A 15,274-nucleotide genomic window follows, 5' to 3' on the forward strand; every position below is an offset into this window, starting at 1 on the left:
CGAATTCGAGTGCGGGATATACCAGGGTGGAGGCCGCTCGACAGACCTGTGTTGCTTCGGCTGTCTCGACCATTCCTGAGACTACGAGCTACAGCCTCAGTTAGGTTCGGCAACTACTGTGAAGGGCGGGGAGGATGTCAACCGTAAGCGACAACGTCGGGGGTCTGTCAGATACCGAGAACGAGGCGGGGGTCAGGTGCCGGGACGGTTCGGGAGTGTGTGGACCCGATCAGTCGCCGGTCAGTGCGTCCTGGCTGGCGGCGCAGTTGTTCGGGCCGAGTTCGAGCTCGAAGGCCTCGTCGTCGTCGGCCGACTGCTGGCCGAGGTTCGTCGCGATGATGTCCTGGTAGTTGGCCGGGCGGGGCGGCATATCGGCGAGGACGGTCTCGACGAAGTCCGCCTCGTCCATCGTGAGCGCGTCCATCTCCTCGCGGAGCTGGCCGATGGGGGCGGTGTAGGTGCCGTCCTCGGCGGGCTCGGCCGCGTCGCTGAAGTGAGCGCCGCCGACGAGCACGTCGTCGTCCTGCGTCAGCACCTTCGTCTGGAGCGTCTCGTAGAGCAGGCGTGCGGCGTCGGGTGCGCCCTCGTCGCCTTCCTCGAGGTCCGGGCGTGCGACACTCTCGACGAACAGGCCGTCGCCGGTCGCGAGCAGGCTGTCGCCGAGCAGGTACGAGGTCATGCCGCTCGTGTGCCCGGGCGTGTGGATGGTCTCGACGGTCGCATCGCCGACGGCGAACTCGTCGCCGTCCTCGGCGGAGACGAGCTCGTCGATGTAGGTGACGTCGCGCTGACGGGCGGCCTCCGGGATGACACCGGTGACGCCCTCGTCGTCGAGTGCGCGGACGCCTGAGATGTGGTCGGCGTGGATGTGCGTGTCGAACGCGTAGGTCAGCTCGGCACCGAGCTCCGCGGCGTCGTCGAGGTAGCGGTCGGTGAACGCCCGGAGCGGGTCGACGACCGCCGCCTCGCCGTCGGAGACGAGCAGGTAGCCGAGACAGCCGCTCGAGGGACGCTGGTACTGGTAGAGCGTCCCGGGTCCGTCGTAGCGAGAGACCTCCACGCGCTCGTAGATGCGAGCCCAGCCGTTCATGCCGTCGACCAGGTGGACGACGTCACGGCCGTTCTCGGCGAGCTTGCTGGCGACGTACTCGCTCGCGCCGCCCTTCGCACAGAGGACGACCAGCGGCTCGCCCTCGGGGACCTGCTCGAGGATGTCCTCCTCGAGCTCGTCCTCGAGGAAGTGGAAGTACGGGACGTTGGCGATCTCGACGTTCTCACCGTCGATGTGCCACTCGTCGAAGTCCCCGTTCATGCGGGCGTCGAGGATGGTGACGTCCTCGCCGGCGTCGATCTGCTCTTTCAGTCCGCTCGGTTCGATCTCGTCGACCTCGACAGCGGGTGTCGGGAAGTCGTCTGCATCCATGTTACACTCCACGGTTGGGGACTGGAGACCTTATATCTTGTGAATACTGTGCAATACAGTGGATTGTATTCCGGTGTGAACTCGAGAATACGGGGTTTTCGGGCAGTTTAGAGGCCACTATTGGAGATGAGGGCAGGAATAGAATTTCAATATTTGAGCAATACAGACGGGTGGCGGTCAGTCGCCGGCTGGTGCGGCGGGGCTGGACGCTGCCTCTTCCTTGCGCAGCTCGTGGATGGCGCTGTAGGTCACCGCACCGCTGACCAGGAGCGCAGCACCGAGGATGATGACGAGGCTGACGGTGTCGAGGATGGGCATCTCGAGGACACCACCGATCTCGCGGACTGCGACCGCGATGGCACCGAGTAACAGCATGACACCGAAGTACACCTTGATGTCGTCCTCGTTCACGAGACTCGTCGCAGCCGCACCGAGGCGCGCACCGAGGGCACTACCGGCGAGCAGCGGGACGACGATGCTCAGGTCGACCGCGCCCGACTGCGCGTAGAGGAAGCTGCCGAGACCGCCCGAGAAGACGATCTCGAACAGGTCCGTCCCGACCGCGACGGGGACGGGGACCCCGATGAGATAGAACAGCGCGGGCATCCGGATGAAGCCCCCACCGACGCCGAGGAACCCGGAGAGCAGCCCGGTGGCGAACGCCACGACAAGGATGAGCCAGAGCGAGACCCTGACGCCGCCTCGCAGCTTCATCATCGGCGGCACGCGGTAGGACTGGATCTTCTTCGCGATGTCGGGGATGTCGTCCGCATCGATCTCGCCCTCCGCGTCGTGGTCGACGCCACCGCCACCACCGCCCTTCAGCGCCTCGCGCGTGACGAACACACCGATGCCGCCGAGCAGGAGGACGTAGGCGACGCTGACGACCGTGCCGGCGAGCCCGATGTGCTGCAGGTACTCGAGCCCGACCTTCCCGACCTCGATGCCGGCCGTGGTGCCGGCGATCATCAGGATGCCGAGCTTGTAGTCGACCTGGCCGAGGTCTCGGTGTTTCAGGGTCGCGATGACCGAGGTCCCGAACACGAACGCCAGGCCGGACCCGACCGCGACGTTGGGCTCGTACCCCATCACAAGCAGCGCGGGCGTGACGAGGAACGACCCACCCATGCCGAAGAAGCCGAACAGGATGCCGATGAGCAGGCCGAAGCCGGTGAACAGCAGGAGCAGGTCCACGCCCACTCCCATCAGCTCCATCATCGGTCAGCACCCCCGGTGGAGGCCGAGCAACGGCGTCGCAGCAGGTCCGCGACCTTGCACTCGCCAGCGAGGACCCGGCGGACTGCACCGCCGACCAGGGACTCGAGTGCCCCGTAGCCGACGTACAGCAGGAGCGCCTCGAAGAGGACGATGCCGACGAGTGCCGCCGCGAGCGCGTTACCGCTGAGAGACTCAATACCTAGCATCTCTACTCACCCATCCGAACGGTCTTGTGTGGATATTGGATTTCTGCACGGTAGCACGTAATCGAGGAGGGTAGATAACGGTTTTGGGATTACCGCACAATACTATATCGCCATAACCGACTCATACGTATGCATAAGTTATGGGTGGCTATATCTGTCGACGGGCGGTAATGTCGGGCTGGGAGCGCCTCGAGTCGGTCCCGCACCGACAGTCACCGACCGGAGCTACGCCTCGAGGACCGACGCCAGCGCGTCCATCACGTGGTCGACCTTCTCGATCTCCGCGTTGTAGCCCATGTGCCCGACCCGGAGGATGTCGTCCGCGAGGTCGCCGAGTCCGGTCGAGAGGACGACGTCGTGCTCGTCCGCGAGCTCCGCCTGAATCGCCTCGGCCCGCCCGGGAAGGTGCAGTGCGGTGACCGTCGGTGCGCTGCGTTCCTCGTCCGGGTACAGCTCGAGCTCGAGTTCGTTCGCGCGCTCGCGGCAGTGTGCGGCCACGCGCTCGTGACGCTCGTAGACGGACTCGAGACCCTCATCGAACAGCGACGTGAGCGATTCGTCGAGGGCTGCGACGTTCGCCACGAGGTGCGTGTAGGGGAACATCTCGCTCGTGTCACGCCAGGGGAGCAGGTTCGTGTACAGCGAGTCGGGGTCCCGTTCGGTCGCCACCTCCCACGCACGGTCGCTCACCGCGACCGTCGTCAGTCCCGGTGGCGAGCTGAACGCCTTCTGGGATGCCCCGAGGTTGATGTCGATGTGTTCGCTCGGTACCGGCGCTCCGCCGAGCGAGGAGACCGCGTCGACGACCGAGAGCACGCCGTGGTCGTCCAGCAGTTCGAGCACCGGTTCGATGTCGTTGAGGGTCCCGGTCGGGGTCTCGCAGTGGACCATCGTCGCGAGCTCGTACTCGCCGACTTCGAGCGCGGCCTCGACACCCGCCAGGTCGAGCGGGGCCGTGTACTCGGCACCGACGAGCGTCGGGTTCCCACCGTAGCTCTCGACGAAATCCGCGAAACCGTCGCCGTAGAGACCGTTCGAGATGCACAGCACGTCGTCACCGGGCGCGACGGTCGACGCGATAGCCGCCTCCAGCCCGAGGATCCCCTCGCCACCCATCACGATGACGTCGTCGTCGGTACCGTACACACGCCCGAGATTCTCGCAGACGCCGTCGTAGAGTTCGACGAACGCGTCCTCGACGTCCGGGTTCGGCATCGGGTCGCTCATCCGCTCACGCACCCGCGGCGGAACCGCCGTCGGGCCGGGTGTCATCTGCATGGACCGATGTTCCCTCCGGCGGGGCTTAGCAGTGCGGGTCATCGGCGAGCCTGGTCAGCCATCGCCGGGGACGGGAAGGCACAAGGGCGCACCCCACACAGGAACAGCCATGAGCAAACTCTCTCCAGACGCCCTTGAGCGATACATCTTCTCGCGCACTGGCGCGCCGAACGGGTCCCTCCTCGCCGGCCCCGGCTACGGGGAGGATGCAGCAGCCGTCGCGACCGACGGGTCGCCGATGGTCGTCAGCACCGACCCCATCTCCCTGGCCGCGGACCGCATCGGCACGCTCGGCGTCGCGATCGCCAGCAACGACGTCGCCGCCTGCGGGGGGATACCGGAGTGGCTGGTCGCCACCATCTTCCTGCCGACGGCGGACGAGGGCCTGCTCGACGACGTGACCGCACAGCTGGACGCAGAGGCCAGGCGGCTCGGGATCTCCATCGTCGGTGGCCACACGGAGACGCTGGCCGCGCTCGAGCGACCACTCCTGTCGCTCACCTGTATGGGCCCCACCGACCGCTACGTCCCGACCTCCGGGGCCGAGCCCGGCGACGCGGTCGTACTCACGAAGGGGGCCGGAATCGAGGCGACCGCCGTGCTCGCGACCGACTTCCGGAGCGAGCTCGAAGCCGCAGGAGTCGACGCGGCGACACTCGAAAGCGCCGCCGATTTCTTCGACGACATCAGCGTCCTCCCCGAGTCGGCGGTGCTGGCCGCGACCGCGACCGCCATGCACGACCCCACCGAGGGCGGTGTCCTCAACGGCCTCGTCGAGCTGGCCTGTGCCGCCGAGGTCCGGATAGAGCTAGACCGCGAGGCGGTGCCCATCAGACCCGAGACGGCGGCCTGCTGTGCCGCGATGGACGTCGACCCGCTCCGCGTCCTCGGGTCGGGGGCGATGCTCGCGACCGTGCCGGGCGACGATGCCGAGCAGGTCGTCTCGACGCTCCACACCGAGGGTATCGACGCGACGGTCGTGGCGACTGTCGACGACAGTCCCCAGACCGACGAGGCCGGCGTCGTCTTCGACGGAAGCCACTACACCGGGAGTGTGGACGACGAGATGTACGGACTCTGGGAGTGACCGGCCCCCTCCAGTCCGCCCCACGTCAGGCCAGTCCCCAGCGTCGTCGGTGAAAACGATTAGGGGGACGCCGAACGTAGCCACCCGTAACGAGCCATGTACGATACGATACTCCTCCCGTTCGACGGAAGCGACAGCGCATCCGAGGTGCTGCACCACGCCGGTGAGATCGCCCACTGGGCCGACGCCACCATCCAGTTGCTCTACGTCGCCGACACGACACGCGACAGCGTCACCGTCATCGAGGGGCAGACCGTCGACGTGCTCGAACGGGAGGGCGAGGATATCGTCGAGGAGGGCGCAGAGATACTGGAGACGTTGGGAGTATCGTACGAGACCGATATCGTCCAGGGGAACCCGGCTCCGACGATCGCCGACTACGCCGAGCGGTACGACCAGGACCTCATCGTGATGCCGACCCACGGACGCGAGGGGCTCTCACGCTTCCTCGCCGGAAGCGTCTCCGAGAAGGTCGTCCGGCTCTCCCCGGTTCCCGTCCTCTCCGTCCGCATGCAGCCCGACGAATTGCTCGAGTTCCCCTACGAGAGCCTCCTCGTCCCGACGGACGGGAGCTCCGCCGCGGCGTACGCCGCCGACCATCTCGTCGAACTCGCAGCGTCGCTCGATGCCACCCTCCACGTCCTCTCGGTCGTCGACGACTCCGCCCTCGGAGCCGACATCCGGTCGACAGTCTCCGGAAGGGAGAGCGAACAGGCCGCTGACGACGCCATCGAGACAGTCGTCTCGGCGGCCGAGGACCGAGGACTGACGGACATCGTCACCACAGTCGAACACGGGCAGCCCGACGAGGGTATCCTCGACTACATCGAATCCAACGAGGTCCACGCCGTCGGGATGGGAACGACCGGTCGACGGGGGACGGACCGCATCCTGCTCGGCAGCGTCGCCGAGAAGACCGTCCGCTCCGCACCGGTCCCCGTGATGACCGTCGCAGAACCGGAGTGAGAACGGTCCCCGACGACATCTGGGTGTCCGCTGGCGTCGTTTCCACGCGGCCGGACTGGCTCTCTGGAGCGGCGAGGAGCAGACGTATCGACACCGACCGAGTAGCCGCTGGTGCCGTCCGTCACGCTGCTTGCTGTGACTCTCGCTGGCGGGACCTGACACTGAACCGCTCGCCGAGTCCGCAACCCCTCCATTCTAGTTTAGATACTATTCAAGTGGATGACTAGCGGATTGCCCCCGACTGTTGAATATCACTGCACTTGTTGGGCATATTCAGGATAACTTCCCACCATACCGAAATCGTTAATTGAGAATCCGTTCAAGTCGACGTCGATGGCACAAGCTACAGGCCGACTGCGACGCTATCTCGACGACGAACTCGGGGAGTGTCGCAGCGAGGACGTCGAACGCCGGCTCGACGAACTCGGCACGCTCGAAGCCGCAATCGGGACCGCGCAGGTGGATGCCGAACTCGATGTGCTCTCGGCACTCTCCAACGAGACACGATATACGCTCGTCCGCGTCCTCGTCGCCGCACGGGAGGAGCTCTGCGTCTGTGAACTGAATGCGGTCGTCGACGTGACCGAGAGCGGGCTCAGCCACGCGCTGTCGAAGCTCGTGGATGCGGGACTGGTCGACGGTCGGAAAGACGGCCGGTGGAAGAAGTACCGTGCGACGAACCGGGCTGTTGCGCTCGTCACCGTCCTCGAGGGGAGCGTAGGCGATGAGTAGCGTCGACGCCCACGAACACGGGCCGAACTGCGACTGTGAGAGCTGTGGTGACCCACGGTCGATGGACTTCCTCGATAAGTACCTCACCGTCTGGATCCTCGGTGCGATGGCCGCCGGCGTCGGACTCGGGTTCGTCGCCCCGTCGGTGACCCAGCCGATCCGGGACTTCCACCTCGTCGAGATCGGCCTCGTCGCGATGATGTATCCGCCACTCGCGAAGGCGGATTACTCACAGCTCCGCGCGGTGTTCAGCAACTGGCGCGTCCTCGGGTTGAGTCTCGTCCAGAACTGGTTGATCGGGCCGACGCTCATGTTCGGGCTCGCCGTGTTCTTCTTCAGCGGACTCGTCCCGGGCCTGCCCGCGCGTCCCGAGTTCTTCCTGGGACTCGTGTTCATCGGGATGGCCCGGTGTATCGCGATGGTCCTCGTCTGGAACGAACTCGCGGAGGGCTCGACGGAGTACGTCACCGGCCTGGTCGCGTTCAACAGCCTCTTCCAGATCGTCACCTACGGGGTGTACGTCTGGTTCTTCGGACTGTTCCTTCCGCCGCTGCTCGGTATGGAGACGCTCGTCGCGGGCATCGAGACGTTCAACGTGACGCCGATGCAGGTGTTCCAGGCCATCGTCATCTTCCTCGGCATCCCCTTCGTCGGCGGGTTCCTCACGCGGTACGTCGGTACCCGAACCAGGGGCGAGGAGTGGTACGAGGAGAAACTGGTCCCGAAGGTCGACCCGGTCACCCTCGTCGCGTTGCTGTTCACGGTCGTCGTCATGTTCGCCACACAGGGCGAGAACATCGTCGCCTCACCCGGTGACGCGCTCCTGATCGCCGTCCCGCTGACGATCTACTTCGTCGTGATGTTCCTCGTCAGCTTCGGGATGGGCAAGGGTATCGGTGCGGACTACTCGACCACGACGGCCATCGGCTTCACCGCCGCCTCGAACAACTTCGAACTCGCAATCGCGGTCGCCGTCGCGGTGTTCGGCGTCGGCTCCGGCGTCGCGTTCACGACCGTCGTCGGCCCACTCATCGAGGTCCCTGTCCTGTTGGCGCTGGTCAACGTGGCCCTGTACTTCCAGCGCAGGTTCGACTGGCGTGGTGCCACGACCGGACAGCTCAGCACGTCCCCCTCCAGCCCACCCGCTGAAGACGACTGAGGAGCGGATACCCGGTGGCGAGAAGCGAACCGAAGGTGGTCTTGAGACGATTTCGTCCGCTGGTTCAGCCGGTTGCGTCTCGAACCGACCGTACACTTTGAGGATTCGGGTTAACGACACGGGTTTCCGCTGGGTCCGTGAAGTATCTAGTCCATGTTCGTGCGAGCCGATGTCCCGACTGGACATGGTGGGACCACCCATGAGCAACTCAGAACAGCGGATATCGACCGAGACTGCACTGGAGCTGCTGACCAAGAAGCAGCGACGGGAGATCCTCCGCCGGGTGGCTGACACACCCGACGGGACGACTCTCGACGAACTCACGCAGCATCTACGAGGGACGGATCAACTGCAAGCAGACGGCAACGGTACCGTGCAACATCGAGGTATCGAACTCCACCACGTTCACCTGCCGAAGCTACAGGAGGCGAACGTGATCGAGTACGACGCCGACCAGGGCACCGTGCATCGAGGCCGGGAGTTCCAAGACGTTCTCGCACTGCTTGCGGCCGTCGACGGTCACCCAGAGAATTAAACGTCGGCTGTCTCCTGATCGCTCGTTCGCTCGAAGGGCCGCAGAACCTATCTGTTGCCTTCCGCTCCGGGGTCTCCATCGACGTGGATCTCCATACTCCCGTTCCCGTTCACCGAGACGGTGGTGTCCGCGTATCGGAATGAGACTGTTACTGGTGACGGCTGTCCGTCGAGTAGTGTATCGAGTGCATCCGCATCGAGAGTTCCCTGTAGCGGTGGGAGTTCGGTCATCGGTCGGTTAGTGGCTGCAGCAACTGCCTCCACGACCATCACACTGGGCTGGTCCGACTGCTGCCAGTTGCGACGAACCGTCGTGTGGCCCGCAGCCGTACTTTCGGTCCGATCTGTCGTCTCCGAGTCACCAATCCTGTTCGTTTCGTCACACATGTACTATCACCAGTTGTCGCGGAATGACCGACTGCGGGAGTAACCACAACCGCTTCCAGTTCCGGATAATGGACTCGGGCCGCTATAGCGTTGTCGTGAGTATCCGAGTTACAGCTCGTTGGGCGAGTCACGGTTGTCGTCGAGTTGCCAGGTGAACAGCGCTCGCAGGACGACCACCAGGCTGTTCGTCGAGCCTGCTCCCCAGATAGCGGTTTCGTCGCGCGGCTCGGGTGGGTGCTCTCCGTCACCGTCGACGAAGCCGCGGTCACGAAGTTCGTCGACCGCGTCGTAGACGCGCGTTCGGGGCACATCGGCGAGTTCACTCACATCCTGGGCGGTTCCTTCACCGAGACTGACGAGTGCGACGAACGTCCGGGCGGCGTAGGTACTGAGTCCAAGTGCTGTAAGCTGTTCGACGGCCGGACTGTGCGTGGTCGGATACGTCGTCGGACATTAACTCGTCTTCAGTCCCGTGAAAACCACCAAGTACGGTGGTTTGGCGTGTAGCGACAGAGAGGTTGGGACCAAATCTGTGACTACACGCCACCCTACTGTCCGTGCTACCAGTACATAGATGTACTGTGATTAAGTGGGTGAATTGAAGAAACACACCGCCTCTGCTGGTCTCAGAACCTCCGGATATCCAGTGATAGTGTGATTATCTGAATTACACCGCTGACTCTCGGTACGACGTACTAAACACCCAGGGGTCGAACGGGACACTCGCAGTCGAGGTTGGGACCAATGGACGACATTTCAAACCAAGAACGAGCGATCGAACTGCTCCAGCAACTCGGGCTCAAAGAGTACGAGGCGAAGTCGTTCGTGGCACTCGCCCGCCGGCAGCGTGGGACAGCCAAGGACATCAGCGAGACCTCCGAGGTGCCCCGAACGCGCGTCTACGACGCGATACGGGTATTAGAAACGAAAGGGCTGGTGGAGACCCAGCATTCAAATCCACAGCTGTTTCGGGCGGTCTCCATCGACGAGGCCGTCAACACCCTCCAGTCGGAGTACGTCGAACGGACCGAGTCCCTCCGGAGCACCCTGAGCGGGCTCGAGCCAGTCGATGATGGAGAACAGACGGAGTCCACCCACGAGGTGTGGTCAATCTCTGGGGACCAAGGCATTACGAGCAGGACACGACAGCTAATCGAGGGGGCGACAGAGGAGGTGATCCTCGTGATCGGCCACGAGGGTGTCTTCACCGACCAGTTGGTCGAACAGCTGCAGTCGGCCCAGGAACGGGATGTGACCGTCGTCATCGGGACTGTCGACGAGGAGCTTCGGACCGCAGTCCAGGATGCCCTCCCGAACACCGAGGTGTTCGTGTCGGGACTGGACTGGTTGAGCCGGTCAACGCTTCCAGGTGACGATACCGAGATCAGTCGGCTGTTGCTGGCCGACCGTGAGGCGATTCTGGTGAGTTCGTTCACCGAAACGATGGCGGACGGCCGTGAGCACGAACAGGGTGTCTTCGGCCAGGGATTCGACAACGGACTGGTCGCGATCACTCGACGGCTGATGGCGACGGGGTTGCTGTCCGTGAACGACCCCGAAACTGAGAAGACTTGAGTCCCGCTCGTGGGCGGCGTAGAGAACGGCAGATTTGTCGCCGATGCTACCGACTGCCGTCTCTCGGGGCGATGTCTTCAGTTCGATAGTACGACAGGAACGGCCGCTTGCGGTCGATTTGCAGCGTTTCTGATCGCTGATTCAGTTGAAATCACACATCACAGGCTCGCCAACCAAGTGTGGTCTTACCTTCACAACCCCGGAGGATGGTTTTGATGCGTGGCTTCTGTTCTTCCTTATGTACCGTGCAACCACCCCACTCGTCTGGGTCGACATCACCCCCAGCTCGAACCACAATTCGGCTGGGGAGTTCGTGCAATTGGCGCAATCGCCAGTAAGGAGCCTAATTATTTCTATTCCGTCGTTTCGAACTCGAACCGCGCCCCACCTTCAATTCCGTCGGACACAGTCACTCCCCACCCATGGGCTTCCAGGATTCGTTTGACGATGGTCAGTCCGAAGCCGGTGCCACCACTGGCTGACGAATGCCCTGGTGCGAACACGTCGTCGCGCTCGTCCACTGGAATGCCGGGGCCGTCGTCTTCGACATAGATTCCCTGTTCAGCGTGGCGTCCGACACGGACGGTCACGTCTGGGCCACCGTGTTCGATTGCGTTCCGGAATAGGTTCTCGAAGACGTGCCGCAACCGTTCCGGGTCGCCCTGGAACGTCATCTCATCGACGATCTCGATGGTCGCGTCGCGTGTGTCTACCGTCGCCCAGCACTTCCCGACGAGGTCGGTCAAACTGACCGTCCGCTTCTCGTCTATCGTGTTGCCCTGGCGAGCGAGCGTCAGTGTATCCTCGACGATTGCTTCTATCCGGTCGAGCGATTCCAATAGGGGGTCCAGATGCTCGCTCTCTACTTGCTCGGCGAGGAGCGTTGCACGAGCCTCCGCGACGTTGAGCGGGTTCCGCAAGTCGTGCGATATGACGCTTGCAAACTCGTCGAGTCGCTCGTTCTGCTGTCGTAGCTGTCGCTCCCGTTCGACGCGTCCGGTCACGTTCCGCGTGACTCCAACGAGACGGGTGATCTCGTCGTCGGAGACCACGGGAGCGAGCTTCGTCTGCCAGAAGCGTGCTCCGTCGTCGACCCGAAGCTCCTCTTGGTACGAGATTGGTTCGCCAGCGTTCACGCAGCGGTGATAGTTCGCCGCTAACGCAGCGCCGTCCGCCTCGCCGAACACGTCTCGTGGCGTCTGCCCGCGGACCTCCTCTGTCGTGATGCCAGTCTGGCGCTCGTAGGAAGGACTGAGGCGCTCGAACTCGAATCGGACGCTCTCACCCTCCCCTTCGACATTGATGAGGAAAATGGCGTCCTCCACGTTGTTCAGGAGCGCTTCGTACTCTTCGGCCAGTTTCCGAGTTTCGGCCTCGAACGACTTCCGCTCCGTTATGTCCCGACTACTCAACAGGACGCCATCGACGACGTCGTCGTCGAGGCGATTCCGTATCGTGGCCTCGATCCACCGCCACGATCCCTCAGCGTCTCGGAACCTGACCTCGACGGTCTCAGCTTCCGAATCGTTGGAAAGCACGGCTTCCATCGCTTCGGCGTTCCGGCCCCGGTCGTCGGGATGCACGAACTCGTACCCCTGGTGGCCGATCAGTTCGTCGGGCTCGTAGCCCAGTATTCGCGTGACAGCAGGACTGACGTAGGTGATCGTTCCGTCGGGATCGGCGACCGTCGCGAGGTCGTTGACCTCCTCCACGATCGTCCGATACCACTCGGTGTCGTACTCAACTTGGTCCTCGCGATTCGCACCGTCTTTCATTGGTCGTTGAAAAGACGGTGTATACAAAAAAGGACATTGCCACCGGTATGGTCCGAACAGTCTGACCGCGATGAGACGCATGGCACGAGTTGCTCGGGAGTCACGACATCCGCCGAAGTGCGCTAATCTGATGTAGTTCTCGAGGCTTCCAGGTTGAGATGCGTGGCGACCGCGGTCCGGAGGAGCTTGAAAAGCACCGCAGCGAACGCGGTCTCGTCGCTCCAGATGGCAGTCTCGACGGGCGCGCAAAAGGGCTCGTTCGTTCCCGCGGACGCTCAGCGGGAGCGATAGTTTTCGACGAAGAGCGCACGACCGGACTGTTCCCGCGGCGGCTGGAGGCGCTCCAGGAACCGGACCGTCTGGACCGCGTCCCGGACCGCGCCGAAATCGCGGACGACCGTCTTCGCCCCGAAACTCCGAATCGGCTCAGAGGAAGCGGAGTCATTGTGCCGGCGCTACACCGCCGCTGATAGATCGAAAACGAGTAGAAGAGCATCAAGAACGATTTCTTTGCGAAGATCTCCTCGGATGACTACGTCTCAGGCTACTCTACTTCGTGTTCGCGGTCTTGCTCTACAATTCCGGGGGGCTGCTGATTTCCTGCTGAAAGCTGGCGCTGACGGGGAGATGGACTACGAACCCGTGTTGACACCAGGTGAATGCGTCCAGATCGTCGTCTCGGCAGTGACTCCGACCGACTGACCGACTACTCCCCTGCTGGGTAACACTGTTCTGCAACACCAGAACTCGCACAATTTCGTACTTCCCTTGCTAGCTAGTGGCGTAGGGGTTCGGAATCTATGGTTGATCGGTGAGTAGAACCACGGGCGGACGGCGATCCGGCCTAGAACTGGCTCATCCCCCGAAACTCTGGAACGCCCCATGTGATCTGGTAGTTGAGACTAATGGTTTCGAAGCATACGGCGACACAGTATCGGGGGTGGGACAGGCATAACCGTCCAGCGCCCCTCCTAGTAGAGAGTCACACATGGATATCTCAGAGATTCTCACCCGAACGTTCACGGAGTTCGACATCGGCACACCGCTCTCGAAGGTTGCCGGGGCGTTCGAGAATCAGGAACTCGATGCCGTCGTCGTAACGGACGGTGACGAGTACCGCGGCCTCGTGAGTCGCCGCCAGCTGGCGTCCTCGTCCAACCAGCCGTCTGCGAAGGTCGGCTCGCAGGTACAGCACGTCCCGACTGTCGAGCGCACCGAGGACGTCCGCGAGGTCGCACGGCTCATGATCGGGAGCGACGCCAAGACGCTCCCCGTGCTCGACGACGGCCGTGTTGTCGGTGTGGTGACCGGCGATGCCGTCCTCGAAGCTGTGCGGCAGTTTCTCGACGCGGTGACTGTCGACGACGCGTACTCGACGGAGCTGATCAGTGCGACGCCCGAGACAACGATCGGGAAAGCACTCAATTTGCTTCGAGAAGCCGGGGTTGCCCATCTCCCAGTCGTCGACGGGAACGAGCTCGCGGGAATGGTGAGCCTGTACGACGTCATCGAGTTCACGACGCGAGGCGGAAGCAAGAGCCAGGGTGGGTCGTCGAGCGGCTTCGGTGACCGCGGTGGCGGGGGGCAGAACCGTGGCGGGTTTGGTGCGCGCGAGGGCGATGCCGACCGGATGCTCGACCTGCCAGTCCGGGACCTGATGTCCGACGCGGTGGTGACGGTAGAGCGGAACGCACCGCTCGACGAGGTCGTCGAGACGATGTTCGACCAAGAGATCTCTTCGCTCGTCGTCACGGCCGACGACACCGGTGAGCCGGTCGGTATCATCACGAAAACGGACGTCATCGAGGCGCTCACCTGGGAGCGTGACGACCGGAACGCCGTGCAGGTGTCCGGGCTCGACCTGCTGGAGGGGATGACCTACGACGACGTCTCGGCGTTGATCGAGAGCATGACCTCGAAGTACGGCGAGATGAGCGTGATCAAGGCCAACATCGAACTCCAGGAGCACAAGGAACAGACTCGAGGCGTCTCGCTGGTGCTAGCACGGATCCGACTGGTCACCGACCGTGGCTACTTCACTGCGGACGGTGAGGGATACGGTGCCTCCCACGCGCTTCGTCTCGCGGCGAACGCGGTCGAACGGCAGCTGCTCAAGGGGAAGACCTACGGCCAGTCGAAGAAGCGGCCGGACGCGGAGGAGCAGGAACGGCTCTACGGCTGGTGGCTCGGTGGATGAATACGCCAGGTTCAGCACACCTCCCGTTGGCTGTCCAGAGTAGTCGGTGATTGTACAATCGGAGACACGGATCGATGGGCCCAGCAGCGCGACCGTGGCCACAGTTCGGATCATCCCCTGGCGTCGTGTATCATTTGATTCCTTCTGACACTACCTGCGTGTGAAGGTGTTGATGACACGGCCCGTGCGATTCGAATGGGTCGACCACGAGTGGTCGGGAAACCCGCACCCGCACGAAAGTCACAGAGGAGCGCGTGCGAATCCGAAAGTTGCCTCGGTCGGTAGCCGGACTCCCAACGGAGTACTCCTCGCGCTTTCGCGCGCTTGTGGACTCGAAGGTCCGGATACCGACGTACTCGATTCGGGATGGAACTACAGATTCGTCTCTTGTCCCCCGTACAGACGGTGGCTGTTGGGTTCCGAGAGGCTTGAATCCGTTTCCCGCGGGCAGTGCTCTCAGTCGTGTGGGACGCTACTGTCGACCAGTCGGCCCCCACAGCGGGGGCAGGTGGACGCGTCTCTGGGCTCTTCGATGCCGTCTCCACAGTCACGACACACGTAGAGTGTCGACTTGGAACCGGGGTAGGTAGTGGGTTTCATGGGCTTGGAACCGCAATCGGCTGTCTCTGGGGCTGTACACCGGACATCCGGATCTGGGACCGTTCGTGTACTCGGTCGATAGCCGATACCGGGGTGCTGGACGCGCCAGTCCGGTATCGAGCGTGATGCCGTCTGTT

At 63.3% G+C, this 15,274-nt stretch carries 13 protein-coding genes and 3 pseudogenes; 9 read left to right on the forward strand and 7 right to left on the reverse strand.

Annotated features, from left to right (window positions below; translation table 11 throughout):
- Window positions 1-229: 229 nt before the first annotated feature.
- The 4 genes and pseudogenes from NO345_RS18680 to NO345_RS18695 all read right to left on the reverse strand — a co-directional run bounded on the left by NO345_RS18680 (window position 230) and on the right by NO345_RS18695 (window position 4,125).
- A complete protein-coding gene (locus tag NO345_RS18680) occupies window positions 230-1,423 on the reverse strand; it encodes an MBL fold metallo-hydrolase (RefSeq protein WP_256301796.1) in 1,194 nt (397 codons plus the stop codon).
- A gap of 177 nt (window positions 1,424-1,600) precedes the next feature.
- A complete protein-coding gene (locus tag NO345_RS18685; RefSeq protein WP_438266781.1) occupies window positions 1,601-2,641 on the reverse strand; it encodes a sulfite exporter TauE/SafE family protein in 1,041 nt (346 codons plus the stop codon).
- 59 nt (window positions 2,642-2,700) lie between these two features.
- Window positions 2,701-2,847: pseudogene (locus NO345_RS18690) on the reverse strand (DUF7512 family protein); the annotation flags it as partial.
- Window positions 2,848-3,072: 225 nt separating this feature from the next.
- Entirely contained in the window at window positions 3,073-4,125 is a 1,053-nt protein-coding gene (locus NO345_RS18695) for a pyridoxal-phosphate-dependent aminotransferase family protein (RefSeq protein ID WP_256301800.1), read from the reverse strand.
- A gap of 109 nt (window positions 4,126-4,234) precedes the next feature.
- On the opposite strand from NO345_RS18695, the gene NO345_RS18700 reads away from it, so the two are divergent.
- From NO345_RS18700 to NO345_RS18720, 5 genes are all read left to right on the forward strand, one after another.
- Window positions 4,235-5,212, forward strand: coding sequence for an AIR synthase family protein (locus NO345_RS18700; protein WP_256301802.1), 978 nt, complete (start codon window positions 4,235-4,237; stop codon window positions 5,210-5,212).
- A 96-nt stretch (window positions 5,213-5,308) separates the two neighbouring features.
- On the forward strand, window positions 5,309-6,178 hold the full coding sequence (locus NO345_RS18705; protein ID WP_256301804.1) for a universal stress protein: 870 nt from the start codon (window positions 5,309-5,311) through the stop codon (window positions 6,176-6,178).
- Window positions 6,179-6,511: 333 nt separating this feature from the next.
- The gene (locus NO345_RS18710; protein ID WP_256301806.1) at window positions 6,512-6,910 is read left to right on the forward strand and encodes an ArsR/SmtB family transcription factor; all 399 of its coding nucleotides are present in this window, start codon (window positions 6,512-6,514) and stop codon (window positions 6,908-6,910) included.
- Window positions 6,903-8,069 carry an ACR3 family arsenite efflux transporter gene (gene arsB, locus NO345_RS18715; protein ID WP_303647106.1) on the forward strand — a complete coding sequence of 389 codons (1,167 nt, stop codon included), beginning with the start codon at window positions 6,903-6,905 and terminating at the stop codon, window positions 8,067-8,069. The genes NO345_RS18710 and arsB overlap by 8 nt, the downstream gene beginning before the upstream one ends.
- A gap of 199 nt (window positions 8,070-8,268) precedes the next feature.
- Window positions 8,269-8,604 carry a DUF7344 domain-containing protein gene (locus NO345_RS18720; RefSeq protein ID WP_256301808.1) on the forward strand — a complete coding sequence of 112 codons (336 nt, stop codon included), beginning with the start codon at window positions 8,269-8,271 and terminating at the stop codon, window positions 8,602-8,604.
- 47 nt (window positions 8,605-8,651) lie between these two features.
- Here the strand turns inward: NO345_RS18720 and NO345_RS18725 are convergent, their stop codons facing one another.
- A complete protein-coding gene (locus NO345_RS18725) occupies window positions 8,652-8,990 on the reverse strand; it encodes a HalOD1 output domain-containing protein (RefSeq protein WP_256301810.1) in 339 nt (112 codons plus the stop codon).
- Window positions 8,991-9,098: 108 nt separating this feature from the next.
- Window positions 9,099-9,338 (reverse strand): annotated as a pseudogene (locus NO345_RS18730) (helix-turn-helix domain-containing protein); the annotation flags it as partial.
- 396 nt (window positions 9,339-9,734) lie between these two features.
- On the opposite strand from NO345_RS18730, the gene NO345_RS18735 reads away from it, so the two are divergent.
- Window positions 9,735-10,565 (forward strand): TrmB family transcriptional regulator, encoded by an 831-nt coding sequence (locus tag NO345_RS18735; RefSeq protein WP_256301812.1) that lies wholly within the window; start codon window positions 9,735-9,737, stop codon window positions 10,563-10,565.
- A gap of 353 nt (window positions 10,566-10,918) precedes the next feature.
- Here NO345_RS18735 and NO345_RS18740 read toward each other — a convergent pair whose 3' ends face one another.
- A complete protein-coding gene (locus tag NO345_RS18740; RefSeq protein ID WP_256301939.1) occupies window positions 10,919-12,340 on the reverse strand; it encodes a PAS domain S-box protein in 1,422 nt (473 codons plus the stop codon).
- 158 nt (window positions 12,341-12,498) lie between these two features.
- Here NO345_RS18740 and NO345_RS20015 point away from each other — a divergent pair, with 158 nt between their 5' ends.
- The 3 genes and pseudogenes from NO345_RS20015 (at window position 12,499) to NO345_RS18750 (ending at window position 14,537) form a co-directional block, all read left to right on the forward strand.
- A complete protein-coding gene (locus NO345_RS20015; RefSeq protein ID WP_256301814.1) occupies window positions 12,499-12,810 on the forward strand; it encodes a hypothetical protein in 312 nt (103 codons plus the stop codon).
- A pseudogene (locus NO345_RS19920) lies at window positions 12,734-13,042 on the forward strand (transposase); the annotation flags it as partial. The gene NO345_RS20015 and the pseudogene NO345_RS19920, both read left to right, overlap by 77 nt.
- Before the next feature lie 286 nt (window positions 13,043-13,328).
- Complete coding sequence (locus tag NO345_RS18750) at window positions 13,329-14,537, forward strand: CBS domain-containing protein (RefSeq protein WP_256301816.1); 1,209 nt, start codon at window positions 13,329-13,331, stop codon at window positions 14,535-14,537.
- Window positions 14,538-15,274 lie beyond the last annotated feature (737 nt).

Source organism: Haloarchaeobius salinus (genome assembly GCF_024464185.1).
Lineage (GTDB): Archaea > Halobacteriota > Halobacteria > Halobacteriales > Natrialbaceae > Haloarchaeobius > Haloarchaeobius salinus.